The following is a 21,346-nucleotide window of genomic DNA, read 5'->3' on the forward strand; positions in this document are numbered from 1 at the left end:
CTCATTTACTTAGAAAGGTACTAGATGAAAGTATTCTTTTCGGCATCACAGATACAGAGAAGATACTTTGTTATTACCCGTCTAACACAATAGATTTTGGTATGAAAGTTGGAGACCCATTGAACCCAGAAGACCAAAATGTGGCGACGACATTAAGAGGACAAGAATATGACGGTCATTTACCAGAGCATTTATATGGTTATGAAATTGCTGTAAAAGGTTACCCGATTTTTGATGAAGATAGAAAAGTAATTGGCTCTTTTTTAGTGGCATTTTCACATCATCGTGAAAAGAAATTAAGCGGTTATATGGAGCAAATCAATAAAGTAGCGAAAGAACTCCAAGGTGGAATTGAGCAAATTGCTGCACATTCTCAAGAGCTGGCTGCCACAAGTTTAGAAATAAGCGAACAGGCAGGAAGAGCGGAAGAGAAATCTGCGAATATTGAAGAAGTCGTCAAAACCATTGGCGGGATCGCTAGACAAACAAATCTGCTCGGTTTAAATGCTGCAATTGAAGCTGCAAGAGCAGGCGAGAACGGAAAAGGGTTTGCTGTCGTTGCTGATGAAGTTCGCAAATTATCAGATGGCTCGAAGGAAGCGGCTGAAACCATTAATACATTTTTAAAAGAAATCCAAGACAGCATTGGCACTTTGTCTGAAAACATCTCACAAATCAGCAGTTCAACAAATGAACAAGCCAAACAAGTGACAGACTTTACGAAGATTATCGAGTCATTAAATGAGTTTAAAGTAGAGATGAATCAGTTTATTGAAGAAATTAGACAGGATACGAAATAGATCAAGAGCAGCCGTCAATGGCTGCTTCAGCGTGTAGACAAACCCTCGCATTCGTTGTCAGGTCTGCGCTTCGGTGCTCACGAATGTCAAATTCGCTCCGCTCCGGTGCTCTCCCTTCCTAGGGCTGCAAAGGTTTTCTATCACGCTGAAAAGAAGACAAAGGGCTAAAATCAAAATCATTTTAGCCCTTTGTCCACAATCTGGAGCAGCCATCAATGGCTGCTTTTTTATAGGCAAATATCATGCCGAAATCACAAATTGAAATTTTTTTCGAAAAGATGTTGACTTCAAATAAAATGATATGGTATATTAATTCTTGTCGATACGGAGGAATACCCAAGTCCGGCTGAAGGGATCGGTCTTGAAAACCGACAGGGGTGTCAAAGCCCGCGGGGGTTCGAATCCCTCTTCCTCCGCCATATTGATTTTTTACCTTAGTTGAATTGAACGCAAGCATAAAAATTGGAAATTGTCAAACCGCTGCATTTCGCGAATGCAGCGGTTTTTTTTATTTTGTTTTAGAGCGATTTTTTTGAATAACAGAAGCTATTTCATGAAGAATGGGATCAAGTGAGCTTTCATCATGAAGTAAGTCGTAATCTTCAATATTAATTTTAATCACAGGGCATAAATCAAATTGTTCGATCCATTCCGTGTATCGAGTGTACATTTCTTCCCAATAAGCTCGGTCAGTTTGAGTTTCCATCTCTCTGCCGCGTTCCTCAATACGATGTAAAATATGATCTAAATCCCCGTGTAGATAGATGAGGACATCAGGGTGAGGGAAGTAAGGTGTCATCACCATCGCCTCAAATAGGCTTGTATACGTTTCATAATCGACCTCAGACATCGTACCTTTGTCCGCATGCATTTTTGCAAAAATGCCAGTATCCTCATAAATGGAACGATCTTGTACATATCCTCCGCCAGATTCAAAGATCCGCTTTTGCTCCTTAAAACGCTCAGCTAAGAAATAGACCTGTAAGTGGAAGCTCCATCTTTGGAAATCTGAATAAAAAGGCTCTAAATATGGGTTATCATCTACTTTTTCAAGAGAGGTTTGAAACCCTAGCTTGTCCGCTATTGTTTTGGTCATAGTTGATTTGCCGACACCAACAGTCCCGGCAATTGTGATGACTGCGTCCTTTGGTATTTCGATATTGTTCATAGTACTTGCTCCTTTATGTTCTGTACAATTTGCTGGTAATCTTGCTGTGAGGAAACGAAGTCTGTATGATCTCCTTCAATTGTAATGATAGGAAGCCCTGGCTCAGTCTGTTTTAAATGTTCAATAGCCAGCTCGTAATCTTCAATGAGTGTTTTTAAATAAGCTGGGTCGATGTCTTCTTCAAAAGAGCGTCCTCTCATCTGTATTCTTTCAAGTAAGGTGGGAAGGCTGGCTTTTATATAGATCATGGCATTTGGTTTAGGAAGATCATCTGTTAGCAGGTGATAGATCTTTCTGTATTTATCCATGTGCTTTTTTGATAATGTTCTTTCTGCAAATATCATATTTTTATAGACGTGATAATCAGTGACAACTGGCTGCTGTTTATTCACATAGTTTTCTTCAATTGATTCTAACTGTTTGAACCGATTGCATAAAAAGAACATCTCAAGCTGAAAGCTCCATTGTTCCATATCTTCATAAAATTTATCTAAGAATGGATTTTCTTCTACAATCTCTTTTACTAAAGGAAATTGAAATTCCTTCGCAAGCATTGTAGCCAAAGTTGTTTTTCCGGCTCCAATCGGGCCTTCCACTGCAATAAAAGGGGCAGGATACATAGGCGTTCTCCTCTATCTATAAAGTTAAAGTTGTCAAACCAATGTATATTGTACCATACCCCTTCTAATAGATAGAGTGAATGGATTACGATGTCGTTCTTTTTTCAATATTAAATTGATCTGATAATAAGAGCCAGTTTTGTGGGAAAGATAGACCTAGTTTCCAATAAGCAATGCCGTTCAAATTTAGCTCTTTGATGAGGTTGAACTTTGCTTGAATTGATCTAGCGTCTTCGAACCAGACCTCATGCTCTTTGTTGTTGGCATCTGTATAACGAAAATGGGGTGCTTGTGCTGTTTCGTCGTATAAGATAGAGACATTGTGCTCTCTAGCAAGTGCAATTGCTTGTTGAGGACTGACGGCTTTGGCTATGGGGCCGCCCTGGACGAAAGGAAGTGTCCAATCATAGCCGTATAAATTCTGCCCCATTACAATTTTATTGGCAGGTATGACAGTTAGTGCATATTCAATGACTTGGCGGACAGGTCCAATTGGAGAGACAGCTTGTGGAGGGCCGCCGCTGTACCCCCATTCATAGGTCATCAACACAACGTGATCGACGATCTTACCGATTGCTTCATAGTCATGGGCTTCATACCATTTGCCCTTTTGCTGACTACTTGTTTTTGGTGCAAGTGCAACAGATATTGTCCATCCTTCTTGATGGAAACGGGCTGTTGCTTCTCTTAAAAATTGAATATAAGCATCTTTATCAGCAGGGCGTAAATATTCAAAATCAAAATGGATTTCCTTGAATTGATACTTTTTGGCAACTCGAACAATTTCATTTAAAAATGCCGTTTTGACAGATTGGTTAGTTAAAAGAATACGCCCAAGTTCATCACTGAATTTTTCATTCTCTAGATTTGTCACCACCATGGTTAATACAGTTCTGTTCTGAGCGGCAATCTGGGGTAGTTGGTCTAACGGTGGTTCTCGCAGTGTCCCATCTCTTTGTGCTTGAAAACTAAAGACGTCTAAATGGGTTAAGTATGGAGAGGCCTCTCTAGCTGCCTGCTTTAAGTTTTCACTGACTTGATTTCCCCGTGGTTCAATATAAGCATTGGAATTAATGTTCCTTTTCGGTCTTTGTGGAATATAGAGCCAGAAACGAATAGGCAGTATCGCTTCAGGTCGAATTCTGTTCACGCGTGCCAATTCTTCCACTGAGATTTGAAACCGTCTACCAATTTGATATAGTGTGTCATTTTGTTTGACCTCATAAAATTGACCTCTAATTGGAATGACAATTGTTTGTCCAATGACGAGTTGATTTGGTGTTTCGATTTCGTTAGTACGGATGATTTCATTGACTGTCGTTTTAAAACGCATAGCAATGTCGTTTAAAGTATCTCCTCTTTTGACAACATAAATTTGAATAGTCAACGCCCCCTTTGTTATTGCTAACAATTTATGAGGGTTATAGCTAAATCATGTTTTATTTTCATTCGTGATTTCCTTAGCGGTAGTGATTTTGGCTAGAAGAACGTTCTCCATCATCGTTAAAGCGTAGTCGTTATCTCTGTCGTCGTTTGAAGCGATACAATCTTTAGGTACAATTAGATTGTATTCTCGCATGTATGCGTCATTTGCAGTGAACAAAACGCAAATGTTTCCGGCAATTCCAGTTAGAATAATGTCCTCAACACCTAATTCATTTAAGAGTGTCTCTAGTGCAGTACCGTAGAAGGCAGAATGCTTAGGTTTGATTAAGAAGTAATTATCTTTTGATGGTGTCATTTTCTCTAAAATAGGAGCGCTTCTTTCGTTTTTGCATGTTTCCAAAACAGCTTGGATATCAGCCTTCCAAAGTCCGTAGTGATCGTTGATATAAATGATTGGCCAATTTTCCTTGAAAGCATGTTGTTTAAGAGCTAAAATTTTATTGGTCATTTGCTCTGTTTTTTCTGCAAGCACATGACCCATTTCGAAATCAAAATCATTAATCATGTCGATAATAAGCAGCGCCTTTATTTGCTTTGACAAAATAAGACCCCCTTTAAAAGATTGTGATAATATGTTAACCTCAATTTCCTTTTAAAAAACATGAAAAGAGAGCCGTGCCATGACGAAAGATGAACAGTTTATGCAAGAAGCCATTTCTGAAGCCTTAAAAGCAGAACAAATAGGGGAAGTGCCGATTGGTGCGATCATTGTTGTTGATGATCAAATCGTGAGCCGGGCTCATAATTTAAGGGAAAGTGAGCAGCGTTCGATTGCACATGCAGAATTACTTGCTATTGATGAAGCATGTAAAGCGACAGGGAGCTGGCGTTTAGAAGATGCTGTGCTTTATGTTACGCTTGAGCCATGCCCAATGTGTGCGGGTGCTATTGTTCTTTCTAGAGTGAAAAAGGTCGTTTTTGGTGCATACGATCCAAAAGGTGGATGCGCAGGTACTTTAATGAATTTACTGGATGATGAACGGTTCAATCATCAGTCTGAGGTCATCGGTGGTGTACTTGAAAATCAGTGTGGTGAGCTGTTAAGTCAGTTCTTCCGAAATCTCCGTCAGCGAAAGAAACAAGCCAAAAGTAAATGAATGGATGTCGTTTGCAATTTGAGCTATAAGAAGGTATACTTATGTCTGCGTCACTAACAATTTAATATTCATTTTGCCGTGCTAAGCGGGGAGGTAGCGGTGCCCTGTACTCGCAATCCGCTCTAGCGAGGCCGAATCCCTTCTCGAGGTTCGTTTACTTCAAGGTCTGCCTTAAATAAGTGGTGTTGACGTCTGGGTCCTGCGCAATGGGAATTCATGAACCATGTCAGGTCCGGAAGGAAGCAGCATTAAGTGAAACCTCTCATGTGCCGCAGGGTTGCCTGGGCCGAGCTAACTGTTTAAGTAACGCTTGGGGTAGCGAATCGACAGAAGGTGCACGGTAAATCAATATTAAATGTAACTCATCTAGTTTACTAGGTGAGTTTTTTGTTGCTGTTCCAAGAATAGCTTAACTGCTTTGGTTATACAAATAGATAAAAAGTCTTTTTGGAGCCATTTGTTTTTTTCACTAACCGCAAAGAGAACTGGTGTTCTGTTTAGAGTTTCAGGTCTTTTTACAAAGCTAGAAAATACGTTTTTAATACATAGAAAGTAGAAAATCTCTAGTTGAAATCATCTTTTTGGCATATTAGAAAATAAAGGTGTGCTTTTGAATTGATCGGTGCATCATGTATAATGAAAAAGATGATAAATGGAGGAGGGCGTATTTGTGAGTTATCAAGCTTTATATCGAGTGTTCAGACCTCAAGTTTTTGAGGATGTTGTTGGACAAGAACACATCACAAAAACGTTGCAAAATGCCCTTTTGCAGAAAAAGTTTTCTCATGCTTACTTATTTTCAGGTCCTAGAGGAACAGGTAAAACAAGTGCTGCCAAAATCTTTGCTAAGGCAGTGAACTGTGAAAAGTCACCTGTTAGCGAGCCGTGTAATGAATGTGATGCCTGTAAAGGGATTACAAACGGTTCAATTTCAGACGTGATTGAAATAGATGCTGCCTCGAATAACGGGGTAGATGAAATCCGGGATATACGTGATAAAGTGAAATTTGCTCCTTCGGCGGTTACATATAAGGTTTATATTATAGATGAAGTACATATGCTCTCTATCGGTGCATTTAATGCTCTCCTTAAAACGCTGGAAGAACCGCCTGCTCATTGTATCTTTATTTTGGCTACCACAGAGCCCCATAAGATTCCTCTTACCATCATATCTCGTTGTCAGCGATTTGATTTTAAACGAATCACGACTAAAGATATTGTTGGAAGAATGGAGAAAATTGTAGATGCAGAAGGCCTTGACGTACAGGAGGGTTCGCTCGAGATTATTGCTAGTGCAGCTGATGGCGGTATGCGTGATGCACTAAGTCTCTTGGATCAAGCGATCTCATTTAGTGGTGAACAATTGACAATTGATGATGCGCTGCTCATTACAGGTGCTGTATCTCAGCATTTCATTAGTCAGCTTGCTGAAGCAATTTTTGATCAAAATATTGCCACAGCGTTAGATACATTAAATGAATTGCTCCAGCAGGGGAAAGATGCTGCTAAATTAATAGAGGATATGATTTTTTACTTTAGAGATATGCTGCTTTATAAAACGGCACCAGATCTCGAGGGGGTCCTTGAAAAGGTAAAGGTCGACGAAAGTTTCGTGGCGCTGTCAGATCGTGTGACACCTCAGTTTCTGTATGAAACCATTGAAGTCCTGAATAAAAGCCACCAAGAAATGAAATGGACAAATCATCCAAGGATTTTCTTTGAGGTAGCTGTTGTAAAGCTGTGTCAGTCAACAGCAGGATTGACACAAGGCCATGCTGACGCTGATTTAACGGCGCTAACAGATAAAATAAACAGGCTGGAACAGGAACTATCGAGGCTAAGAGCCGAAGGTGTACCAATGTCTCCATCTCATAGCCCTCAAGAAAAAAAGGAAGCGCCTCGACCACAAACGAGTAACAAAAATGGCTATCGTGCTCCTGTCGGCCGAATTCATGAGATTCTAAAAGAAGCGAAACGGCCTGAGTTAGAAAAAATTAAAGGCAAATGGGGAGAGCTTCTTGCCCAGTTGAAACAGCAGAATAAGGTGTCTCACGCTGCGTTATTAACGGACAGTGAGCCAGTTGCGGCTGCTTCGCATGCCTTTGTTTTAAAATTCAAATTTGAAATACATTGTAAAATGGTTGCTGAAGATAAAAGCGGTGTTCGGACCAATCTTGAACAACTGCTAGAGTCTATGTTAGGAAAAAGAGTGGAATTAGTTGGCGTTCCTGACGCTCAATGGGGTAAAATAAGAGAAGAATTTTTAAGAGATCATCAGCCGGATGAACAAGCAGATGGTCAGGGAACTTCTACTGAAGAGGATCCATTGATTGCGGAAGCAAAAAAATTAGTAGGAACTGATTTAATTGAAATTAAAGATTAATAAAAATGAAAGAGAGTGGTGTTCATATGCGCGGTGGAATGGGAAATATGCAAAAAATGATGAAACAAATGCAAAAAATGCAAAAGGATATGGCGAAGGCTCAAGAAGAGCTTGCAGAAAAAGTTCTTGAAGGTACAGCTGGTGGCGGTATGGTCACTGTCAAAGTAAATGGACAAAAAGAAGTCGTTGATGTAGCAATTAATGAAGAAGTTGTTGATCCAGAAGATATCGATATGCTTCAAGATCTTGTACTTGCTGCGACAAACGATGCATTGAAAAAAGTCGATGAGCTAACGAATGAAACGATGGGTCAATTCACAAAAGGAATGAACATGCCAGGTTTATTCTAGGAGGAATAACTGAAGATGCAATATCCTGAACCAATATCAAAGCTGATTGACAGCTTTATGAAATTGCCAGGAATCGGACCGAAAACTGCGGTCCGTCTGGCTTTTTTTGTTCTTAGTATGCAGGAAGATGTCGTACTAGATTTTGCGAAGGCGCTTGTAAATGCAAAGCGTAATTTAACTTATTGTTCGGTATGCGGTCATATCACAGACCAAGATCCTTGCTATATTTGTGAAGATACAAGAAGAGATCAATCTGTTATCTGTGTAGTGCAGGATCCAAAAGATGTAATCGCAATGGAAAAAATGAAAGAATACAACGGCTTATATCATGTGCTTCATGGTGCCATTTCGCCAATGGACGGAATTGGCCCAGAGGATATTAAAATTCCTGACCTATTAAAAAGATTGCAAGACGATCAAGTGACAGAGGTGATCCTTGCAACCAATCCAAACATTGAAGGAGAAGCAACAGCCATGTATATCTCCAGATTGTTAAAACCATCAGGAATTAAACTCTCTCGCATTGCTCACGGACTTCCAGTAGGCGGGGATTTAGAGTATGCGGATGAAGTTACACTGTCTAAGGCTCTAGAAGGCAGACGTGAGATGTAGGAAGGAGAAGTACGGTACATGGGTTTTCTTCGCAGAAAATCAATTCGAAAAGAATTCGATGAGAAATTAATTCAACAGCTTTTTAAGCAAAAGGAAGAATGGAACAGACAAAAAAAGCTTGTCGCAAATAGCGTTGAGCCTTCACCGGACATTCTATTCGAATTAAAGCTTGCTCAAGCGAAGTACTTTTTCTATCTGAGAGAAGCGAAAAAGAGGAATTTACGTTTAAACAACTGGAAATAGCAGGTCTATTATACATAGTCCTCTCATATGCTTGTACTATTCATATGAAGAGGAGATGAGAGGATTATGGAACCTGTTATTGTGATCGGGTCAATTTTGCTAGCTGTGCTATTGTTGTTTATGTCAGGTGTGCAGGCGAATCCATTCAAATGGTTAGGGCTTATCGGAGTGAAGTTTATAGCAGGCGCTCTTTTTTTATTTTGCCTCAACCTATTTGGCGAGAGTCTAGGATTACATGTCTCTATTAACCCTGTAACGAGTGGAATTAGTGGTTTATTGGGTATTCCGGGCGTAGCAGCTTTAATCGTTATTGAAAAGTTTATTATTTAATGAAAAATATTATTGACTTTGATTCGATAGGGTGGTAAATTAATATACGTCGCTGATGACGAAGAAACGAAAAAACATAATAACAAAAAAGTTGTTGACACTAACAACTTGGATGTGATAAGATGTTCTAGTCGCTTCTGAAGCGGTAAACAAGTTCTTTGAAAACTAAACAAGACAAAACGTACCTGTTAATTCGAGTTTTTATAAAAAAATCCTATGATGCTTCATAGGTAGTCAGTCAAACTGGCGAAAAGCAAAACTTCGGTTTTGTACTTTTTCGGAGAGTTTGATCCTGGCTCAGGACGAACGCTGGCGGCGTGCCTAATACATGCAAGTCGAGCGGACAGAAGGGAGCTTGCTCCCGGATGTTAGCGGCGGACGGGTGAGTAACACGTGGGTAACCTGCCTGTAAGACTGGGATAACTCCGGGAAACCGGAGCTAATACCGGATAGTTCCTTGAACCGCATGGTTCAAGGATGAAAGACGGTTTCGGCTGTCACTTACAGATGGACCCGCGGCGCATTAGCTAGTTGGTGGGGTAATGGCTCACCAAGGCGACGATGCGTAGCCGACCTGAGAGGGTGATCGGCCACACTGGGACTGAGACACGGCCCAGACTCCTACGGGAGGCAGCAGTAGGGAATCTTCCGCAATGGACGAAAGTCTGACGGAGCAACGCCGCGTGAGTGATGAAGGTTTTCGGATCGTAAAGCTCTGTTGTTAGGGAAGAACAAGTGCGAGAGTAACTGCTCGCACCTTGACGGTACCTAACCAGAAAGCCACGGCTAACTACGTGCCAGCAGCCGCGGTAATACGTAGGTGGCAAGCGTTGTCCGGAATTATTGGGCGTAAAGGGCTCGCAGGCGGTTTCTTAAGTCTGATGTGAAAGCCCCCGGCTCAACCGGGGAGGGTCATTGGAAACTGGGAAACTTGAGTGCAGAAGAGGAGAGTGGAATTCCACGTGTAGCGGTGAAATGCGTAGAGATGTGGAGGAACACCAGTGGCGAAGGCGACTCTCTGGTCTGTAACTGACGCTGAGGAGCGAAAGCGTGGGGAGCGAACAGGATTAGATACCCTGGTAGTCCACGCCGTAAACGATGAGTGCTAAGTGTTAGGGGGTTTCCGCCCCTTAGTGCTGCAGCTAACGCATTAAGCACTCCGCCTGGGGAGTACGGTCGCAAGACTGAAACTCAAAGGAATTGACGGGGGCCCGCACAAGCGGTGGAGCATGTGGTTTAATTCGAAGCAACGCGAAGAACCTTACCAGGTCTTGACATCCTCTGACAACCCTAGAGATAGGGCTTTCCCTTCGGGGACAGAGTGACAGGTGGTGCATGGTTGTCGTCAGCTCGTGTCGTGAGATGTTGGGTTAAGTCCCGCAACGAGCGCAACCCTTGATCTTAGTTGCCAGCATTCAGTTGGGCACTCTAAGGTGACTGCCGGTGACAAACCGGAGGAAGGTGGGGATGACGTCAAATCATCATGCCCCTTATGACCTGGGCTACACACGTGCTACAATGGACAGAACAAAGGGCTGCGAGACCGCAAGGTTTAGCCAATCCCATAAATCTGTTCTCAGTTCGGATCGCAGTCTGCAACTCGACTGCGTGAAGCTGGAATCGCTAGTAATCGCGGATCAGCATGCCGCGGTGAATACGTTCCCGGGCCTTGTACACACCGCCCGTCACACCACGAGAGTTTGCAACACCCGAAGTCGGTGAGGTAACCTTTATGGAGCCAGCCGCCGAAGGTGGGGCAGATGATTGGGGTGAAGTCGTAACAAGGTAGCCGTATCGGAAGGTGCGGCTGGATCACCTCCTTTCTAAGGATATATGGAGCAGCGTACGTTTTCGTCTTGTTTAGTTTTGAAGGAACTTGCAAAAGATCCTACAACATCATATCTTCGATATGAAAGATGGGCCTGTAGCTCAGCTGGTTAGAGCGCACGCCTGATAAGCGTGAGGTCGGTGGTTCGAGTCCACTCAGGCCCACCATCTTCTATTAAATTGGGGCCTTAGCTCAGCTGGGAGAGCGCCTGCCTTGCACGCAGGAGGTCAGCGGTTCGATCCCGCTAGGCTCCACCAACGTGTTCTTTGAAAACTAGATAACAATAAGTAATACATTCACATTGAATGCAATGCAAAGTTCATCACACATAGTGATTCTTTCTAAAGTAAGAAATGGTTAAGTTAGAAAGGGCGCACGGTGGATGCCTTGGCACTAGGAGCCGATGAAGGACGGGACGAACACCGATATGCTTCGGGGAGCTGTAAGCAAGCTTTGATCCGGAGATTTCCGAATGGGGAAACCCACTGCTCGTAATGGAGTAGTATCCATACTTGAATACATAGAGTATGAGAAGGCATACCCGGGGAACTGAAACATCTAAGTACCCGGAGGAAGAGAAAGCAAATGCGATTCCCTGAGTAGCGGCGAGCGAAACGGGAACAGCCCAAACCAAGAGGCTTGCCTCTTGGGGTTGTAGGACACTCTATACGGAGTTACAAAGGAATGATATAAGCGAAGAGGTCTGGAAAGGCCCGCCAAAGAAGGTAACAGCCCTGTAACTGAAATGTCGTTCTCTCCAGAGTGGATCCTGAGTACGGCGGAACACGTGAAATTCCGTCGGAATCCGGGAGGACCATCTCCCAAGGCTAAATACTCCCTAGTGACCGATAGTGAACCAGTACCGTGAGGGAAAGGTGAAAAGCACCCCGGAAGGGGAGTGAAATAGATCCTGAAACCGTGTGCCTACAAGTAGTCAGAGCCCGTTAACGGGTGATGGCGTGCCTTTTGTAGAATGAACCGGCGAGTTACGATCCCGTGCAAGGTTAAGCAGAAGATGCGGAGCCGCAGCGAAAGCGAGTCTGAATAGGGCGCATGAGTACGTGGTCGTAGACCCGAAACCAGGTGATCTACCCATGTCCAGGGTGAAGTTCAGGTAACACTGAATGGAGGCCCGAACCCACGCACGTTGAAAAGTGCGGGGATGAGGTGTGGGTAGGGGTGAAATGCCAATCGAACCTGGAGATAGCTGGTTCTCTCCGAAATAGCTTTAGGGCTAGCCTCAAGGTAAGAGTCTCGGAGGTAGAGCACTGATTGGACTAGGGGCCCCTACCGGGTTACCGAATTCAGTCAAACTCCGAATGCCGATGACTTATCCTTGGGAGTCAGACTGCGAGTGATAAGATCCGTAGTCGAAAGGGAAACAGCCCAGACCGCCAGCTAAGGTCCCAAAGTATACGTTAAGTGGAAAAGGATGTGGAGTTGCTTAGACAACCAGGATGTTGGCTTAGAAGCAGCCACCATTTAAAGAGTGCGTAATAGCTCACTGGTCGAGTGACTCTGCGCCGAAAATGTACCGGGGCTAAACGTATCACCGAAGCTGCGGACTGTTCTTACGAACAGTGGTAGGAGAGCGTTCTAAGGGCTGTGAAGCCAGACCGGAAGGACTGGTGGAGCGCTTAGAAGTGAGAATGCCGGTATGAGTAGCGAAAGACGGGTGAGAATCCCGTCCACCGAATGCCTAAGGTTTCCTGAGGAAGGCTCGTCCGCTCAGGGTTAGTCGGGACCTAAGCCGAGGCCGAAAGGCGTAGGCGATGGACAACAGGTTGATATTCCTGTACCACCTCCTCACCATTTGAGCAATGGGGGGACGCAGGAGGATAGGGTAAGCGCGGTATTGGATATCCGCGTCCAAGCAGTTAGGCTGGGAAATAGGCAAATCCGTTTCCCGTGAAGGCTGAGCTGTGATGGCGAGCGAAATTTAGTAGCGAAGTTCCTGATTCCACACTGCCAAGAAAAGCCTCTAGCGAGGTGAGAGGTGCCCGTACCGCAAACCGACACAGGTAGGCGAGGAGAGAATCCTAAGGTGATCGAGAGAACTCTCGTTAAGGAACTCGGCAAAATGACCCCGTAACTTCGGGAGAAGGGGTGCTTCTTAGGGTGTTAAAGCCCCGAGAAGCCGCAGTGAATAGGCCCAGGCGACTGTTTAGCAAAAACACAGGTCTCTGCGAAGCCGTAAGGCGAAGTATAGGGGCTGACGCCTGCCCGGTGCTGGAAGGTTAAGAGGAGCGCTTAGCGTAAGCGAAGGTGCGAATTGAAGCCCCAGTAAACGGCGGCCGTAACTATAACGGTCCTAAGGTAGCGAAATTCCTTGTCGGGTAAGTTCCGACCCGCACGAAAGGCGCAACGATCTGGGCACTGTCTCAACGAGAGACTCGGTGAAATTATAGTACCTGTGAAGATGCAGGTTACCCGCGACAGGACGGAAAGACCCCGTGGAGCTTTACTGCAGCCTGATATTGAATGTTGGTACAGCTTGTACAGGATAGGTAGGAGCCTTGGAAACCGGAGCGCTAGCTTCGGTGGAGGCATCGGTGGGATACTACCCTGGCTGTATTGACCTTCTAACCCGCTGCCCTTATCGGGCAGGGAGACAGTGTCAGGTGGGCAGTTTGACTGGGGCGGTCGCCTCCTAAAATGTAACGGAGGCGCCCAAAGGTTCCCTCAGAATGGTTGGAAATCATTCGCAGAGTGTAAAGGCACAAGGGAGCTTGACTGCGAGACCTACAAGTCGAGCAGGGACGAAAGTCGGGCTTAGTGATCCGGTGGTTCCGCATGGAAGGGCCATCGCTCAACGGATAAAAGCTACCCCGGGGATAACAGGCTTATCTCCCCCAAGAGTCCACATCGACGGGGAGGTTTGGCACCTCGATGTCGGCTCATCGCATCCTGGGGCTGTAGTCGGTCCCAAGGGTTGGGCTGTTCGCCCATTAAAGCGGTACGCGAGCTGGGTTCAGAACGTCGTGAGACAGTTCGGTCCCTATCCGTCGCGGGCGCAGGAAATTTGAGAGGAGCTGTCCTTAGTACGAGAGGACCGGGATGGACGCACCGCTGGTGTACCAGTTGTTCTGCCAAGGGCATCGCTGGGTAGCTATGTGCGGACGGGATAAGTGCTGAAAGCATCTAAGCATGAAGCCCCCCTCAAGATGAGATTTCCCATTCCGCAAGGAAGTAAGATCCCTGAAAGATGATCAGGTTGATAGGTCTGAGGTGGAAGCGTGGTGACACGTGGAGCTGACAGATACTAATAGATCGAGGACTTAACCTATATTCTATTGTGAAGCATGAACATTGTTATCTAGTTTTGAGAGAGCATTCTCTCCATCAGGTTTGGTGGCGATAGCGAAGAGGTCACACCCGTTCCCATACCGAACACGGAAGTTAAGCTCTTCAGCGCCGATGGTAGTTGGGGGTTTCCCCCTGTGAGAGTAGGACGCCGCCAAGCTTCTATAAGGATCAGTTCCAGTCGGAACTGGTCTTTTTTGTTTTTTAAGAAAAGGAACAAACACTCGATCTGACATGGATACATATACTAAACTACCATCTAAAACATTCTTAATTTTGTATACAATTGAAAGCGCTAGGGCATACTGAAGCTATAAGTGGAGGTGTCACAATGAGCAAAAAAGAGCGAGAAGCGATTTGTTTGATTTGTGAAGAGAAAAAAACAAAGGGAATTTATTTATATCATCAGTTTTTGTGCCGAGAATGTGAGAGAAAGTTAATTTCTACATCGACCTCGGATCCTAGCTATGCCGATTATGTTAGAAAGCTAAAAAATCTTCATACGCCGCCTTTGTATTCATAGACCATTAGATGGTCTTTTTTTATGAGCTATGGAGGATTGGGCCTGTTTTTTGGAACTTAGTTTGGACATCATCCGTAATTAATAATAAGATAAACAGAGAGCCTGATTATTCATAGGAGTCGATGAACATGAAATCAATCTTTTATACATTTATATGGGCCATCCTCTCTACTTTTTTTTCGCTTGTGATTTTAACCGTCAGTATTGGGGTTTTCCATCATCATGTTGGATTATCGATACTGTATGCGATGATGGGGTGGGGCGTGATGTTTGCAGGGAGCAGATGGGTTGCTTTCCAGTTGTTTTTAAAGAAACACGGACTGTCTCGTAGTGATTATGTATATATCAAACAGCATTTAAAAGAAGCAGGACAAAAGCTTGTACGTTTAAAGAAGGCTTTATTTGCTGTGAAGAACGTACAGACGATCAAACATAATTATGAAATTCTCCGACTTGCACGACGAATCTATACGATTACAAAAAAAGAGCCGACCCGGTTTTATGATGCACAGCGTTTTTATTTTGAAAGCTTGGATTCTGTCGTTGAACTAACTGAAAAATATGCACTATTGTATAACCAGCCTGATCGCAGTCATGAGCTGGAAATGACACTAAGCCAAACTCGAGTGACGCTGACAGAACTGCAAAAGCAATTGACGAATGATTTGCAGCAAGTATTAGGAAGAGACATAGAAGCCCTTCATATTGAGCTTGAAGTGGCAGATAAAATGATAAAGAAATAATGAAAGGAGTCAAACGTAATGAAACCAGAAGATCACATCCCAACAACATCTGCTTCCACTACAGATCTTCAGTTTCAGGTGTTTGATACCTTATCTGATGAGGAGAAACAAGAAGCCATACAGCGTGCTGAGCAGATCCCTAACAATCCGCAAAAGCTGCTTTTCTATGGTACACGTGTTCAGGAACGATTATTGGAACAATCACAACAAATGATGAAATATGTTGAGAAAAAAGATATCGATCAAATAGGAGACGTGCTTGAGGCCTTTTTGCACCAGCTGCATGTAGTAGAACCGGAGGACTTACTGCCAAAGAAGCAAGGCTTTTTTTCGAAGTTATTTCGGCGGGAGAAGCGTTCTACTCAGGAAATCATATCGCGTTTTCAACATGCAAAATCACAGATCGAGAGATTATCAGCAAGGCTTCGTTACGCAAAAGGCGGATTAATTTCGGATCATATGTTATTAGAGCGTTTATTTGAAGAAAATCAAACTTTTTTCCAAGAAATGACGCTGCAGGTTTCAGCAGTTGAAGCGAAAATGACCACTTTAGAGAAGCAGATCATATCAGAAGCGGAGCAGATTGGTAATCGGACTATAGAGGAGCAATTGTTGAGTCAGGAAGTCAATGCAGAAGAATATATGGAGAGGTTGAAAGAACGGAAATATGATTTGCTGCTAAGCCGGCAAATTGCGTTGCAATGTAATGCCCAAATTCGAATGATCCAGCATACGAATCATACATTGGCCAATCACATTCAATCAACAGTTTCTGCATCTATTCCTCTATGGATCAACCAAATGTCGATTGCATTAACGCATATTCAACAGCGTGCCAATTCAGCTCTTGAGAATCGAATCCAAAAAACATATGAAAAGGTATCAAAGCAGCAGGGGGAGCTTCTTGAAGAGGCAGCTTTTGCACCTATAGATACGTTGAAAAAGGTTCAACGCCAATTAGCTGAAACCTTACAGGAAACGTTACAGGTGAAAGAGCATGGAAGCCAAGAGCGAGCCCAATTGAAAAACAGCATGTATGAGGCAGAACAGCAGCTGGCGAATCACCAGCCAATAAAGGAATGAGAATCCATCTTTCGGTTCCCTTGTATGAACGTTATAATAGACATAAGATATCGTTAAAGTGAAAAGGGTCGATTTGTTTGAAAATACCTTTATATACAGCATTAGCACAACATGCGGAAAAGAAGCCTTATTCTTTCCACGTTCCAGGACATCACAATGGAGATGTCTTTTTTGATGAGGCACGGACTTATTATGACTCAATTCTTCAGCTGGATGTAACAGAACTTGAAGGATTAGATGATCTCCATCATCCAACTGGTGTGATTCAAGAGGCTGAACATTTATTGGCAAAGCTATATGGATCAGATCAAAGCTTTTTTCTTGTGAATGGGACAACTGTCGGAAATTTAGCGATGGTGATGGCAGCCTGTCGTGCGGGAGATGAGATTTTCGTCCAGCGAAATTGTCATAAGTCTGTTTACCATGCGATTGAGCTTGCAGGAGCAACGCCTATTATGGTAGAAGCTGAGATAGATCAACACCTGCATGTTCCAACACATGTGACGGATGAAACAGTCAAAAAAGCCATTGCCAAACATCCTAATTGCCGGGCGATCGTTTTGACTTATCCGAACTACTATGGTCATGCAGCTGATTTATCAAAACTGATACACATGTGCCACGAAGCAGGCATGATCGTTTTGGTTGATGAGGCACATGGTACACATTTTGTATTAGGCGGCGCTTTTCCTCCATCTGCTCTTTCCTATGGAGCTGACGTGGTGGTACAATCAGCACATAAAACCCTTCCGGCTATGACGATGGGTTCCTACCTTCATCTTCAGGGGGAGCGAATGGATGCAAAACGTTTGAAAACATTCCTCACGATGCTTCAAAGCAGTTCTCCATCCTATCCAATTATGGCCTCATTAGATGTGGCAAGGGCCTATGTCGAGGAGATCAAGAAAAAAGGGATCTTGGATGGAATCATGAAAGGGCTGGCAGAGCTGAAAAATGAGTTCAATCGTATACCTCAGCTTGAAGTGGTAGAGTCTGAATTGCTTTCTAACGATCCATTAAAATGTGTGATTCGATCAACAAAAGGGCTGACTGGCTATGAACTAAAACGAGTACTTGAATCAGTGGAGGTTCACCCAGAGCTTGCCGACGAACATCAGGTTTTACTTGTCTTTGGTTTAGAACAGAAGAAGGATATACCTTTTAAACGAATAGAGCAGGCCCTTAATCAAAGCAATTCATTGCTCAAAGGAAAAGATCATTTTCAAAGAGAGGCGCTGGCTGATGACAACGAGGAGCATAGACAGGATATAGAAGCCGTCCCATTTGAATATGCAGCAGGACGGGTTAGTGCAGAATCGGTGATTCCATATCCACCGGGTATTCCTTTAATCGTTAAGGGAGAGCGTATTGAAATCGATCAGATTGCGGCTTTAAGCCGTTTGCTTGGACATCAGGTTCATGTTCAAGCCAGTCAGGTGATTCATCAGAGAAAATTATATGTTTATATAGAAGAGGAGACACTATGAGCGGTATGTTTATTACGTTTGAAGGGCCAGAGGGTGCCGGAAAAACGACAGTGATTCGAAAAGTGTATGAAGAAATGGAACGCCAAGGATATGCAGTGATGGCGACACGTGAGCCTGGCGGCATTGACATAGCAGAGCAGATTCGTGAAGTCATTTTAAATGAAAAAAACACAAAAATGGATGCGAAAACAGAAGCTTTGCTGTATGCAGCCGCAAGAAGGCAGCATTTAGCTGAGAAGGTAGAACCGGCATTACAGCGCGGGCAGACAGTTTTATGTGATCGTTTTGTCGATAGCTCCCTTGCTTATCAAGGCTATGCGAGAGGGCTTGGGATTGAAGAAGTAAAGTCAATTAACGACTTTGCTATCAATGGCACGATGCCGCAAATGACCATTTATTTTTCAATTACACCTGAGGAAGGGCTAAAGCGAATTAATGCCAACCAGGGAAGAGAAAAGAATCGATTAGACATGGAGACGCTGAATTTCCATCAGCTTGTCAGAGAAGGCTATGAACTGCTTATTGCACAATCGCCAGAACGATTCCGTGTAGTGGATGCGTCTCAGCCGATGCAGGATGTCTATGAAGAAGTCCTTCAATTGATTCAGGACACATTAAAGCAAAATCAAATATGACCTAATTCCCAATCGTTGTTATAATATAGAGGAAGACATCGGCATGTCATCTGTGCCTAAAATAAAGGAGGCCAATCAAATGAAATTAATTGTTGCCGTTGTACAGGACCAAGATAGCAGCAAGTTGTTGAAAATATTGACTGAACATCATTTCGGCGTGACAAAATTAGCTTCAACTGGTGGGTTTTTAAAGTCTGGGAATACGACTTTTATTATTGGTTGTGATGATGTCCGGGTGGATAAAGCATTACAGCTTATAAAAGAAAATTGCCGTAAACGTGATCAAATGATCGCGCCTGTCTCCCCAATGGGCGGAAATGCAGATTCATACGTACCATACCCTGTTGAGGTTGAAGTTGGCGGAGCTACTGTTTTTATTCTGCCAGTTGAACAATTTCATCAATTTTAAGGATGGGTTGCTGTGAAAATTAATCAAGATATGCGGCTGCGTTTAGAAAAGCGTGAACTTCAAGCGATGAAAGGAAGCCAGACATCTGCCTCCTTTAAAGCTTCGATGGAGACGCAAAGCGGCAAACTGCGCTTAGAACAGCTGACGGTCATGCTGAGTGATATCGAAGTGTTCGGAAAAAAGCTCGCAAAGTCACGAAACCTAAAGGATTTGGCTAGGTTTAAAGGACTGGTGAAGCGCTTTGTGAAAGAGACAGTCGATAATGGTTTAAATATAGAAACATCAAGGAGCTTTGACATTTATGGCAACACACGTACACTTGCTTTGGTCAAAGCCTTAGATGAAAAGCTGATTGAATTAACCGAGGAAATGATGGATCAAGAGAAACCATCTATTGATTTGCTTGAACGTATTGGAGAAATAAAAGGTTTATTGATTAACCTTTACACATAGAGAGTGATAACATGGCAATTAGCTGGGATGACATGAATGATTTGCAGCCGCGCGTCATGCGGCTGATTTTTAATAGTATTGATAAAGACCGACTTGCGCATGCCTACTTATTTGAAGGAAAAAAAGGAACCGGAAAACTGGATGCAGCGATGCTTTTGGCTAAGAGCTTTTTTTGTTTGGAATCAGGAGTAAAACCATGTGAATCCTGTCAAAACTGCAAAAGGATTGCATCAGGAAACCATCCCGATTTACATCTTGTGCAGCCTGATGGCCAATCAATTAAGAAGGCGCAAGTGCAGGCATTGCAAGAGGAATTTACAAAAGCAGGTGTAGAATCTCACCGGAAAATGTATATTATTCTTCATGCGGACAAAATGACGGTCAATGCCGCGAACAGTTTATTGAAGTTCCTAGAGGAGCCTAATCGGGAAACGATGGCGGTTTTAATCACTGAGCAATCGCATAAAATGCTGGATACGATTATTTCAAGATGTCAGATGCTCAGCTTTCAGCCGCTGCAGCCACAATCCTTAGAGCAGCAGCTTTTACAAGAAGGCGTATCTCAGCATCTCGCAAGGCTTTTGTCGAATTTAACCAATAATTTAGCAGAAGCACTCGAATTAAGTCGAAATGATCAGTTTGCAGAGTCTAGAGCGAAAGTGATAAAATTGTATGAAGTCTTACACCAGCGAAAAGAACATGCATTTTTTTATATACAGGATCAATGGATGCCTTTTTTCAAAGAGAAAGACCTTCAAGAAACAGGTCTGGATATGCTTTTATTTATATATCGTGATGTATTGTCGATTCAAATAGGAAATGAAGATAAAGTCATTTATCAAGACTTATTCCAGACAATGAAGCAGCATGCGCTGCATTCCACACAGCAGATGGTGACCAGCCAGATCCTTGCTGTATTAGAAGCGAAAAAGAGACTTCAATCCAACGTGAATGCCCAAGGGCTGATGGAGCAATTGGTGTTGATGTTGCAGGAGGGATAAGCTTGTACAACGTAATTGGTGTTCGCTTTAAAAAAGCGGGCAAAATCTATTATTTCGATCCTAATGGATTTCATATAGAAAATGATAGTTGTGTCATTGTAGAAACGGTTAGAGGGGTTGAGTACGGACAAGTGGTCATCGCCAACAAAAAAGTAGATGAACACGATGTGGTTCTCCCTCTGCGTAAAGTCATTCGTGTAGCAGACGAACGTGACCGGCTCATCGTTGAGGAAAACAAAGAAGCAGCGATGACAGCCTTTGATACATGTCTTCAGAAAGTAAGTGAACATGGGCTGGAAATGAAATTGGTTGATGTTGAATTTACATTTGACCGAAACAAGGTCATCTTCTACTTCACAGCAGATGGCAGAGTTGATTTCCGTGAGCTAGTGAAGGATCTTGCATCAATCTTCAAAACGAGAATTGAACTTCGCCAGATTGGTGTAAGAGACGAGGCAAAAATGCTTGGCGGCATTGGTCCTTGCGGGCGAATGCTTTGCTGTTCGACATTCTTAGGAGACTTTGAACCAGTGTCGATTAAGATGGCAAAGGATCAAAACTTGTCGTTAAATCCGACAAAAATTTCAGGCCTATGCGGACGTTTGATGTGCTGCTTGAAATATGAGAATGATGAGTATGAAACAGCGAAAGAACAATTACCGGATATCGGCGAAACGATTCAGACGTCTAATGGCTCTGCAAAGGTAGTAGGGCTCAATATTTTAGAACGAATTTTGCAAGTCGAATTAACCGGGCAAGAAAAAGTGATAGAATATACATGGGAAGAATTATTACAAGAAGGCGTTGTATCTGCACAAACAACTGAGTAACG

Annotated in this window: 19 protein-coding genes, 3 tRNA genes, 3 rRNA genes, 1 other RNA gene and 1 pseudogene; 23 read left to right on the plus strand and 4 right to left on the minus strand. The window is 43.3% G+C overall.

The window, feature by feature from the left end; all coding sequences use genetic code 11:
- Positions 1-464: 464 nt before the first annotated feature.
- Positions 465-800, plus strand: a pseudogene (locus H7F25_RS19585) (methyl-accepting chemotaxis protein); the annotation flags it as partial.
- 326 nt (positions 801-1,126) lie between these two features.
- Positions 1,127-1,219 (plus strand) — tRNA-Ser (locus tag H7F25_RS17720).
- Positions 1,220-1,308: 89 nt separating this feature from the next.
- Here the strand turns inward: H7F25_RS17720 and H7F25_RS17725 are convergent.
- The 4 genes from H7F25_RS17725 to H7F25_RS17740 all read right to left on the minus strand — a co-directional run bounded on the left by H7F25_RS17725 (position 1,309) and on the right by H7F25_RS17740 (position 4,575).
- A complete protein-coding gene (locus H7F25_RS17725) occupies positions 1,309-1,968 on the minus strand; it encodes a deoxynucleoside kinase (RefSeq protein WP_003218104.1) in 660 nt (219 codons plus the stop codon).
- Positions 1,965-2,588: a deoxynucleoside kinase gene (locus H7F25_RS17730; RefSeq protein ID WP_024425759.1), complete on the minus strand. Its 624-nt coding sequence runs from the start codon at positions 2,586-2,588 to the stop codon at positions 1,965-1,967. Before H7F25_RS17730 ends, H7F25_RS17725 begins: the two co-directional genes overlap by 4 nt.
- An 85-nt stretch (positions 2,589-2,673) precedes the next feature.
- Positions 2,674-3,921, minus strand: coding sequence for a glycoside hydrolase family 18 protein (locus H7F25_RS17735; protein WP_234107879.1), 1,248 nt, complete (start codon positions 3,919-3,921; stop codon positions 2,674-2,676).
- 99 nt (positions 3,922-4,020) lie between these two features.
- On the minus strand, positions 4,021-4,575 hold the full coding sequence (locus H7F25_RS17740; protein WP_073203426.1) for a cysteine hydrolase family protein: 555 nt from the start codon (positions 4,573-4,575) through the stop codon (positions 4,021-4,023).
- A gap of 79 nt (positions 4,576-4,654) precedes the next feature.
- On the opposite strand from H7F25_RS17740, the gene tadA reads away from it, so the two are divergent.
- The 21 genes from tadA (at position 4,655) to H7F25_RS17845 (ending at position 21,344) form a co-directional block, all read left to right on the plus strand.
- Positions 4,655-5,131: a tRNA adenosine(34) deaminase TadA gene (gene tadA, locus H7F25_RS17745; RefSeq protein WP_041106248.1), complete on the plus strand. Its 477-nt coding sequence runs from the start codon at positions 4,655-4,657 to the stop codon at positions 5,129-5,131.
- A 76-nt stretch (positions 5,132-5,207) separates the two neighbouring features.
- An RNA gene (gene ffs / locus H7F25_RS17750) (signal recognition particle sRNA large type) lies at positions 5,208-5,472 on the plus strand.
- 329 nt (positions 5,473-5,801) lie between these two features.
- Entirely contained in the window at positions 5,802-7,514 is a 1,713-nt protein-coding gene (gene dnaX, locus H7F25_RS17755; protein WP_041106245.1) for a DNA polymerase III subunit gamma/tau, read from the plus strand.
- A 26-nt stretch (positions 7,515-7,540) separates the two neighbouring features.
- The gene (locus H7F25_RS17760; protein WP_008342011.1) at positions 7,541-7,864 is read left to right on the plus strand and encodes a YbaB/EbfC family nucleoid-associated protein; all 324 of its coding nucleotides are present in this window, start codon (positions 7,541-7,543) and stop codon (positions 7,862-7,864) included.
- 15 nt (positions 7,865-7,879) lie between these two features.
- Positions 7,880-8,476 carry a recombination protein RecR gene (gene recR, locus H7F25_RS17765; RefSeq protein ID WP_003218094.1) on the plus strand — a complete coding sequence of 199 codons (597 nt, stop codon included), beginning with the start codon at positions 7,880-7,882 and terminating at the stop codon, positions 8,474-8,476.
- A gap of 18 nt (positions 8,477-8,494) precedes the next feature.
- Entirely contained in the window at positions 8,495-8,719 is a 225-nt protein-coding gene (locus H7F25_RS17770; protein WP_024425764.1) for a YaaL family protein, read from the plus strand.
- A 66-nt stretch (positions 8,720-8,785) separates the two neighbouring features.
- On the plus strand, positions 8,786-9,049 hold the full coding sequence (locus H7F25_RS17775; RefSeq protein WP_024425765.1) for a pro-sigmaK processing inhibitor BofA family protein: 264 nt from the start codon (positions 8,786-8,788) through the stop codon (positions 9,047-9,049).
- Between the two features lie 274 nt (positions 9,050-9,323).
- Positions 9,324-10,872: ribosomal RNA gene (locus H7F25_RS17780) — 16S ribosomal RNA — on the plus strand.
- 95 nt (positions 10,873-10,967) lie between these two features.
- A tRNA-Ile gene (locus H7F25_RS17785) sits at positions 10,968-11,044 on the plus strand.
- 14 nt (positions 11,045-11,058) lie between these two features.
- Positions 11,059-11,134 (plus strand) — tRNA-Ala (locus tag H7F25_RS17790).
- Positions 11,135-11,232: 98 nt separating this feature from the next.
- Positions 11,233-14,163, plus strand: a 23S ribosomal RNA gene (locus tag H7F25_RS17795).
- Between the two features lie 61 nt (positions 14,164-14,224).
- A 5S ribosomal RNA gene (gene rrf, locus H7F25_RS17800) occupies positions 14,225-14,340 on the plus strand.
- The 16S, 23S and 5S rRNA genes sit together here with 2 tRNA genes alongside, the layout of an rRNA operon.
- 171 nt (positions 14,341-14,511) lie before the next feature.
- Positions 14,512-14,703: a sigma factor G inhibitor Gin gene (locus tag H7F25_RS17805; protein ID WP_024425620.1), complete on the plus strand. Its 192-nt coding sequence runs from the start codon at positions 14,512-14,514 to the stop codon at positions 14,701-14,703.
- 128 nt (positions 14,704-14,831) lie between these two features.
- Entirely contained in the window at positions 14,832-15,446 is a 615-nt protein-coding gene (locus H7F25_RS17810) for a 5-bromo-4-chloroindolyl phosphate hydrolysis family protein (protein WP_024425621.1), read from the plus strand.
- Positions 15,447-15,464: 18 nt separating this feature from the next.
- Positions 15,465-16,529 (plus strand): toxic anion resistance protein, encoded by a 1,065-nt coding sequence (locus H7F25_RS17815; RefSeq protein ID WP_185854026.1) that lies wholly within the window; start codon positions 15,465-15,467, stop codon positions 16,527-16,529.
- Positions 16,530-16,606: 77 nt separating this feature from the next.
- Complete coding sequence (locus H7F25_RS17820; RefSeq protein ID WP_185854027.1) at positions 16,607-18,016, plus strand: aminotransferase class I/II-fold pyridoxal phosphate-dependent enzyme; 1,410 nt, start codon at positions 16,607-16,609, stop codon at positions 18,014-18,016.
- Complete coding sequence (gene tmk / locus H7F25_RS17825; protein WP_024425624.1) at positions 18,013-18,651, plus strand: dTMP kinase; 639 nt, start codon at positions 18,013-18,015, stop codon at positions 18,649-18,651. The genes H7F25_RS17820 and tmk overlap by 4 nt, the downstream gene beginning before the upstream one ends.
- 79 nt (positions 18,652-18,730) lie before the next feature.
- Positions 18,731-19,060 (plus strand): cyclic-di-AMP receptor, encoded by a 330-nt coding sequence (locus H7F25_RS17830; RefSeq protein ID WP_024425625.1) that lies wholly within the window; start codon positions 18,731-18,733, stop codon positions 19,058-19,060.
- A gap of 12 nt (positions 19,061-19,072) precedes the next feature.
- On the plus strand, positions 19,073-19,513 hold the full coding sequence (locus H7F25_RS17835) for a YaaR family protein (protein ID WP_024425626.1): 441 nt from the start codon (positions 19,073-19,075) through the stop codon (positions 19,511-19,513).
- A gap of 11 nt (positions 19,514-19,524) precedes the next feature.
- Positions 19,525-20,514, plus strand: coding sequence for a DNA polymerase III subunit delta' (holB, locus tag H7F25_RS17840; protein WP_024425627.1), 990 nt, complete (start codon positions 19,525-19,527; stop codon positions 20,512-20,514).
- Positions 20,515-20,516: 2 nt separating this feature from the next.
- A complete protein-coding gene (locus tag H7F25_RS17845) occupies positions 20,517-21,344 on the plus strand; it encodes a competence/sporulation regulator complex protein RicT (protein WP_024425628.1) in 828 nt (275 codons plus the stop codon).
- Positions 21,345-21,346 lie beyond the last annotated feature (2 nt).

It is taken from the genome of Bacillus sp. PAMC28571, assembly GCF_014250435.1.
In the GTDB taxonomy this organism is placed as follows: Bacteria; Bacillota; Bacilli; order Bacillales; family Bacillaceae; genus Bacillus; species Bacillus safensis.

What these genes read in the sequence shown, in the direction of transcription:
- recR (WP_003218094.1), top strand. Translation starts at nt 7,880, where the DNA reads ATGCAATATCCTGAACCAATATCAAAGCTGATTGACAGCTTTATGAAA.
- H7F25_RS17760 (WP_008342011.1), top strand. Translation starts at nt 7,541, where the DNA reads ATGCGCGGTGGAATGGGAAATATGCAAAAAATGATGAAACAAATGCAA.
- H7F25_RS17725 (WP_003218104.1), bottom strand. Translation starts at nt 1,968, where the DNA reads ATGAACAATATCGAAATACCAAAGGACGCAGTCATCACAATTGCCGGG.
- H7F25_RS17770 (WP_024425764.1), top strand. Translation starts at nt 8,495, where the DNA reads ATGGGTTTTCTTCGCAGAAAATCAATTCGAAAAGAATTCGATGAGAAA.
- H7F25_RS17830 (WP_024425625.1), top strand. Translation starts at nt 18,731, where the DNA reads ATGAAATTAATTGTTGCCGTTGTACAGGACCAAGATAGCAGCAAGTTG.
- holB (WP_024425627.1), top strand. Translation starts at nt 19,525, where the DNA reads ATGGCAATTAGCTGGGATGACATGAATGATTTGCAGCCGCGCGTCATG.
- H7F25_RS17730 (WP_024425759.1), bottom strand. Translation starts at nt 2,588, where the DNA reads ATGTATCCTGCCCCTTTTATTGCAGTGGAAGGCCCGATTGGAGCCGGA.
- H7F25_RS17815 (WP_185854026.1), top strand. Translation starts at nt 15,465, where the DNA reads ATGAAACCAGAAGATCACATCCCAACAACATCTGCTTCCACTACAGAT.
- tadA (WP_041106248.1), top strand. Translation starts at nt 4,655, where the DNA reads ATGACGAAAGATGAACAGTTTATGCAAGAAGCCATTTCTGAAGCCTTA.
- tmk (WP_024425624.1), top strand. Translation starts at nt 18,013, where the DNA reads ATGAGCGGTATGTTTATTACGTTTGAAGGGCCAGAGGGTGCCGGAAAA.
- H7F25_RS17805 (WP_024425620.1), top strand. Translation starts at nt 14,512, where the DNA reads ATGAGCAAAAAAGAGCGAGAAGCGATTTGTTTGATTTGTGAAGAGAAA.
- H7F25_RS17735 (WP_234107879.1), bottom strand. Translation starts at nt 3,921, where the DNA reads ATGCGTTTTAAAACGACAGTCAATGAAATCATCCGTACTAACGAAATC.
- H7F25_RS17810 (WP_024425621.1), top strand. Translation starts at nt 14,832, where the DNA reads ATGAAATCAATCTTTTATACATTTATATGGGCCATCCTCTCTACTTTT.
- H7F25_RS17775 (WP_024425765.1), top strand. Translation starts at nt 8,786, where the DNA reads ATGGAACCTGTTATTGTGATCGGGTCAATTTTGCTAGCTGTGCTATTG.